The sequence below is a fragment of the Vibrio sp. 10N.286.52.C3 genome, assembly GCF_041468865.1.
In the GTDB taxonomy this organism is placed as follows: Bacteria; Pseudomonadota; Gammaproteobacteria; order Enterobacterales; family Vibrionaceae; genus Vibrio; species Vibrio crassostreae_C.
The window spans coordinates 1-6047 of sequence record NZ_JBFRJM010000087.1; the positions used below are offsets into that span (position 1 = coordinate 1).

A 6047-nucleotide genomic window follows, 5' to 3' on the forward strand; every position below is an offset into this window, starting at 1 on the left:
CCAGTAGAGATACTGCCTGTTTGGTCCAAGCTACATCATGACCTAGGAAACCTAGTGATGCCAATGCTTGGTATCCATCTCGCTCTGCACTGGCAGTGGATAAAAGGTGTGAGCAGAAAAATGAGACAGAAACACAACACTAAGGCAGGTGTATAATGAAATATCTCGTTTATCGTTGGAAACAGCGCTCTGCTATTGTCTTAATCATCTCGCTTATCATCTGTGCAGTAATGTGGACCCTAGAGCTATCAACTTGGGCAGAAACAATAAATAGTGAAGCAACCGAGCTTGCACTCGAAGAAGGAAAACGAAACCTATCTGGGTTAGCGGTTTTCGGCGTCTCATTTGCTAAGCTTACTGTGCTGACCATGGTGCCCGCCTTTTTGTGTTATGGCGTGTTAAAGCTCTCTGCTTTTATCTTCAAAAACCGTACACACGAAAACCAAAACAAGCCTACTCGGCAAGTCCACTAGTCAAACAATGTCTCAGCCAGTGCGTCAAACATTCGACGCGCCCGCTGTCAGTGAACTAGCTGGGGCAGGTCTGCCTTTTGCCATTCATTACTATTTGTATATCAAAGTTACCAAATCATCGAGACATAAGTTTGGATGCAAAAGTCACAATGGGGCACAAACGTTCTAGCTGTCATGTTCACGTTGATCGTATTGGCACATATCTGGACAGCTTAATAGCGCTTTTCTTACAGTTCAGTATTGATTGTGTAAGTTGCTTTGGAGATTTACCTGTTTCTTATATCAAACCAGTGACATAGTTAACAGATTGATATTGATTAATATACCTAATAAAAACGCGGAGTTATCATTCACCGATTACTTTACGTATTTCAGTAGGACATTCTCATGAAGTTAAATTTGGTTCTTAACCACACAAATCAAGTCGAGCGATCAAAGTTTGTAAATTGCATCGATAAGCTATGCCAAGACAGCAAAGGAGATTCTGATTTAACCAAACAACTCGAGAAAATCGATGGCCAACTTAAAGCAGCATCAGGCAATGAAATCACGCAATTATTTAGTCTAATTCAGACTCTTTTCCAAAAGCACCTAAAAGAACAAATCGCTATCGGCGGACCTCAAGTGTCTTTACTTATCAATATCCTAGTCAGAGATGGGAATTGCATTGCTACCATTCCTTGGATTGAAAATCTTTATGCCAAAGAATATACCGAAATTGATGAGCTAAGCCAAAGCCTCATCAAAGAGATTGAAGAAAATGACTCAAGCGACTTTGAGCGATTGAATCGCCTAGATATATACCGTGAGTGCATGAAAACAGCATTTAACAACGATTTAAGGTCTAATCGCACCGCAAAGATATCTGAAGATGAACGAAGCATCTTAAATGTCTTAGCTGAACGTCTAGCGCTTTCAAGAGAGGAAATTCATGCGATTGAACACTCTGTCGACCCAATTCCAGAACTAGGTATTGAAAGTGCATTAGAGTACCTTCGAGAAAACGGTGTCATCCTTATCAACCGCCGTCGCTCTGAAATTATGATTGCCGATGAAGTTATCGAATCTCTTCATGACGTTCTTGGCAAAGAGCTGCATGATAAATATGTCCTTCGCATTCTAAGGTCACTTTCTGATGCTGATCTTTCCAATATACTCAAAAACCACGGCTACAAAATTCGTGGCATTGAAAGACAAGACAAAATAACCACAATTTCGCACTCTGGCTTATCAATCAGAAGTATTTTAATGACAGATCTTCACGCTGAAGATGCCACTCAAAATCAGAGAAAAGAACGAATCAAGCAACTCATTGAAGATATGGACCTCGATATTTCAAGAATAGGGACAAGGCTACAAGACCGCATTGATGTTTTAATTGAACACCTAAGGTCCTCAGAAGAAGAAGAGTTTAACGTACTTAGTGTAAGTGGCTATAAAGAACTACTCGAAGCACTGTCTCAAAACGAATTAAATGTTGAAGATAGGATTCGAGCAGACTTCGAAATTGAGAACAAAGAGACGCTCGACCCTGAACGCCTCAAAGCACTAAGTATCACACCATTGGATATCCTTTATCTCTATAGTAATGATGAGATTAAGACTATCCGCAATGATATGAATTTGCCTCGACGTGGCAACCCTAGAAGCCAAATTATCGAGAGCTTTGCCAGTGCCAATGATCGACTCATCGAAAACTATCATCTTTTGGCCTGTCGTGACCTTCAAGGACTTCAATCAGCAGGTATTGATATCAAAGAAGCAGATATCGGTGTGAAATTTGAGGAGGCGACTCGTTCGATTCTAGAGCAACTAGGCATGACTGTTGATGAGGATTTGAGAAAAGATATCAACACAGCTAAAGACAAGGCTGACATCATCATTTCGTTAGAAAATGATGATGTTATCGTTGGTGAAGCAAAGTCATTTAAGAATGGACAATTTTCCAAATACTCTTCAACGTCTAGACAAGTTAAAGCATATGTTAAGCGCTGTGAAGCCAACGGGCATCGGGTCGCTCAAGTACTTATTGTTGCACCTGCATTTTCTGATGACTTTGTTGATGCAGCTGATATGGATACAGAGATAAACATTTCTTTACTAGAAGCTGAGGGATTACAGAAAATTCTAGCCGCATTTAAACAGCGTAGAAACCCCAATTTTTCACCTAAATTATTGACTAAAGGTGGGCTACTGAAAGCTGACTTGATCTCCAAATCAATCTAAACACTGTTTATTGTCCGTTGAGACCTAGGGGTTACCGCTAGGTCTTTAATTTCTCTATCATTTTAAATTCTTGATGAACTAGAGCCAGATAGTTCACCTTCGTTAAGTCTAATATTGAGGTATAGGCAAGGCCTGAAAAAGCTAGACATTCTACTGGCATGAGAAAAAGTCAGTCAAATGACGCTAAGCAGAAGTATACGGTCAACCCGTCGTAAGGTTTGGGGCAGATCTGAGCTAGCTGGCACTTTTTAGAAAAGTGCCATGAGTAAAACTTCAGGTCTATCAAGCCTCTGGACAAAAACGCGTTAAACTCAAAACTCTAATTCACTTAACTGATATTAGAAAAAGTATCTTGAAACCTTAAAGCTGAGAGGTTGATACGGCGACGTTGAACAATGAGTCTTAGATCTCTAATCAGTCACGTTAGTATGGGTGAAGCCTGAAAGTGATAGACTTAGAAAGCGTATTAATAATAACCAACAAAAGTCTGGTGAGTGTGTTACCTTGGTTGTTATCCCTACCGCTTAGTGGGGACTTCTTTTCTTTTCCGAACTCGCATCTCGGCACTCCTTAGTTGCCCTCCTAAGCCTCACCGCAGGCTTTAATTATGTCCATTTCAACCCAAAAGTTAAGAAACATCTTCAAACTCACTAGAATTGAAAATGTAGAAATCAACAACGACGTACCCCATTTCGCACCTTGGTTACCACTTGCTCAAAAAGTAAAACCTGTAATCCCTTCGGCGATTGTATATTGCGAAGGTAATTTTGGTAAAATTGATGGTAAAACCGCTAATGGGTTAGTGAGACATTCGTTAAGCTATCGTATTCTATCGGTTATTGATAGTGAGTCTGCTGGCTTAGATGCTGGTGAAGTTCTTGATAACAAAGCCAATGGAATACCGATCCTTGCTAATGCTGAAGAAGCTATCATTCACGCAGAAAGCATTCCTGATTACTTCATTTTTGGCATTGCGCCATCAAGTGGCTTTTTATCTGACTTAGATAAAAGCATCATTTTAAATGCCATGTCACTAGGAATGAACATCGTAAATGGCTTACATGAATTCCTAACCGATGATCCTCTATTTTTAGAAGCCAGCTTAAAGAATAACGTTCGAATATTCGATACTCGCAAACCCAAAAATAAAGGCGAACTGAAAACGTTTAGCGGGAAAATACACAACGTTAAATGCCCGAGAATTGCTGTAATGGGGACGGATTGCGCGCTAGGAAAACGAACAACAGCAACAATATTGGCGAATGAACTGACTAAAAAAGGCCTTAACGTCGTTCTGATTGCCACTGGTCAAACAGGCATTATGCAGGGCGCACAATACTGCGTTGCACTCGATGCTGTTCCTTCACAATTTTGTGCCGGTGAGTTGGAATCTGTCATTGTACAGGCCTATGAAAAAGAAAATCCGGATCTGATTATTATTGAAGGGCAAGGAGCCTTGAGTCACCCTGCGTTTTCAACCAGCGCTTTTATCTTACGTGGCAGTTGTCCAACGGGTGTGATACTGCAACATGCCCCTAAACGTTTATATCGTAGTGATTTTCCTGATTGCTCAATGCCTTCGATTGCCTCAGAAATCAATCTTATCGAAACGTTTTCTAATACCAATGTTATTGGACTAACACTGAATCATGAAGATATGTCGTTGGATGAAACACGTTGTGCGATAGACACTTACACTACCGAATTTGGTTTACCGGTTACTGATGTCTTGTCACAGCCTGTTGAACATCTACTGCACATCGTAACGTCAGCCTTTCCTATAATAGCAAGTAAACTGGCCGAAAAAGGGTGAACTACCCTAGGTTAGACATCGATTGTGGGAAAGTTCATCATAACGCTCAGTTCCTGATTTCTCAGCTCTCACTGAAAAATATATCCGTTACGCCTGTAACAAAAGCCTTCCTCGGCCACCCTATCATCGCACAAGTTCTTATTGATGCTGGCGCACCAATGTTAGCCGATTCAAGAATCGAAAATCTTCAAAAGATGACTGAATCTGGCATTTCTATCCCCAAAATGCTGATACGTACACCCATGCTCAGTCAAGTGGCGAGCGTAATAAAATACAGTGATATGAGTTTAAACTCTGAAGTTGAAGTGATTCAGAGGCTTTCACATGCAGCGGAACAACAAAATTGCCGTCACGATATTATTATTATGGTTGAGCTTGGCGATCTCAGAGAAGGTGTGATGCCTAATCGCGTGATTGATTTTATCCGTGAGATTATTTCTTTACCAAACATCACGATAAAAGGAATTGGTACGAATTTAGCTTGTCGGTATGGTGTCGCTCCAGATGATAAAAATATGAATATTCTTTCTGATCTTGCCGATGGAATTGAAGCTACATTTGGGATCAATCTAGAAATTATTTCAGGGGGTAATTCTGCTTCAGTTAACTGGGCTCTTCAGAGAACAGGCTTAACTCGAGTCAATCACCTTCGTATAGGAGAAGCAATTTTTTTAGGCTGTGAGCCTTTAGAGCACGAAAATATCAAAGGCTTACATACAGATGCGATTTCTTTGACCGCTGAAGTGATTGAATCCAAAATTAAACCGGCTTTGCCTTGGGGAAGTCGGGGGTTAAATGCTTTTGGTGAAAAAGAAAACCTTCAAGATAGAGGGGAGGTATCGCAAGCTATTCTGGCATTAGGCCGCCAAGATGTTTGTGTCGGCGGGCTTAAGGCTCCGAATGGGATTAAGATCATGTCTTCAACTAGCGATCACCTTGTCCTTGAATCCTCACAGAAACCACTACTTGTAGGGGAAAAAGTCACATTCAGTTTAGATTACAGTGCGCTCTTATCTTCTATGTCTTCACGTTATATCCATAAATATTTTAAGGCACCTAAAGGGAGAAGAAAGGAAGAAGGAGCGCATAATGCTACGAACAACTGTAATTCTCTTCGTCAGTGTCATGCTTAACGGTTGTCAGATAAGCCCAATAAAATCTAATGGACTTGCCGATTATAGAGCGACAGTTATTTCAAGCCAACTTCCACAAGAGTTAGGCTCAATCACACTCGTAAATGCTCAGTCAGAGGGCAATAGTGTCACTCTTGTTTTCATAAAAAAGAAAACTTTGAATATGGACCGCTTAGTAGAAAAAGTCGCCGTTAGTTTTTGTGACAACATCGAAATAAGACCACTATTAGAGAGTGGGATCTCTTATCGAATCATTACCTTAGGAAAAAATGAGAAAGTAGAAAGCCTTAACGTCATTTCTCTAGCTAAGTGCTCTAATTGAATGCTTAGCAGTCGAATGGATAAAAGCCAATACGAGTTGTTCAATGTACTCAATGACACTATTTTATTGAGGTTTGACCG

Annotated in this window: 5 protein-coding genes; all 5 read left to right on the forward strand. The window is 40.5% G+C overall.

The features are described from left to right. The first annotated feature begins 155 nt into the window (after nucleotides 1–155). Entirely contained in the window at nucleotides 156–473 is a 318-nt protein-coding gene (locus AB4138_RS22850; protein ID WP_372157277.1) for a hypothetical protein, read from the forward strand. A gap of 387 nt (nucleotides 474–860) precedes the next feature. Next, nucleotides 861–2699, forward strand: coding sequence for a hypothetical protein (locus AB4138_RS22855; RefSeq protein WP_372070324.1), 1839 nt, complete (start codon nucleotides 861–863; stop codon nucleotides 2697–2699). A gap of 607 nt (nucleotides 2700–3306) precedes the next feature. Continuing rightward, nucleotides 3307–4512 (forward strand): DUF1611 domain-containing protein, encoded by a 1206-nt coding sequence (locus AB4138_RS22860; protein WP_016790224.1) that lies wholly within the window; start codon nucleotides 3307–3309, stop codon nucleotides 4510–4512. Continuing rightward, nucleotides 4509–5645 carry an alanine/ornithine racemase family PLP-dependent enzyme gene (locus AB4138_RS22865; protein WP_372182031.1) on the forward strand — a complete coding sequence of 379 codons (1137 nt, stop codon included), beginning with the start codon at nucleotides 4509–4511 and terminating at the stop codon, nucleotides 5643–5645. The genes AB4138_RS22860 and AB4138_RS22865 overlap by 4 nt, the downstream gene beginning before the upstream one ends. After that, nucleotides 5602–5967, forward strand: coding sequence for a type II secretion system pilot lipoprotein GspS-beta (gene gspS2 / locus AB4138_RS22870; protein ID WP_016796828.1), 366 nt, complete (start codon nucleotides 5602–5604; stop codon nucleotides 5965–5967). Before AB4138_RS22865 ends, gspS2 begins: the two co-directional genes overlap by 44 nt. Nucleotides 5968–6047 lie beyond the last annotated feature (80 nt).